The organism is Vibrio caribbeanicus ATCC BAA-2122 (genome assembly GCF_000165125.1).
GTDB classification, from domain to species: domain Bacteria; phylum Pseudomonadota; class Gammaproteobacteria; order Enterobacterales; family Vibrionaceae; genus Vibrio; species Vibrio caribbeanicus.
Window position 1 is genome coordinate 1 of sequence record NZ_AEIU01000012.1, and the last position, 705, is coordinate 705.

Sequence of the window (705 nt, forward strand, 5' to 3'; positions counted from 1 at the left end):
ACCTTCGTCCATCGCGATTGGTGCGATCAACTCTACAGTCATCTTGATGTTATCACCTGGCATTACCATTTCTACGCCTTCTGGTAGAGTGATGTCGCCTGTTACGTCAGTTGTACGGAAGTAGAACTGTGGACGGTAACCTTTGAAGAATGGAGTGTGACGACCACCTTCATCTTTAGACAGTACGTATACTTCTGATTCGAATTTAGTGTGTGGGTTGATTGACTTAGGTGCTGCCAATACTTGACCACGCTCTACTTCGTCACGCTTAGTACCACGTAGTAGTGCACCTACGTTCTCACCTGCACGACCTTCGTCTAGAAGTTTACGGAACATCTCTACACCAGTACATGTAGTAGTCGTTGTCTCTTTGATACCAACGATTTCTACTTCATCACCTACGTTTAGGATACCGCGCTCAATACGACCTGTTACTACTGTACCACGGCCTTGAATTGAGAATACGTCTTCGATTGGCATTAGGAACGGCAGATCTACTGCACGCTCTGGCTCTGGAATGTAAGAATCTAGTGCTTCTGCAAGCTCTACGATCTTATCTTCCCACTGCTTCTCGCCGTTTAGAGCGCCAAGAGCTGAACCTTGGATTACTGGTAGATCATCACCTGGGAAGTCGTACTCAGATAGAAGCTCACGAACTTCCATTTCTACTAGCTCTAGAAGCTCTTCGTCATCAACCATGTCACA

General features: G+C 46.2%; 1 protein-coding gene. It reads right to left on the bottom strand.

Annotation, left to right across the window (positions count from 1 at the left end):
- Positions 1-705: EF-Tu C-terminal domain-related protein (locus RH40_RS01670; RefSeq protein WP_009599535.1), on the bottom strand; the 705-nt coding region annotated here is incomplete at both ends.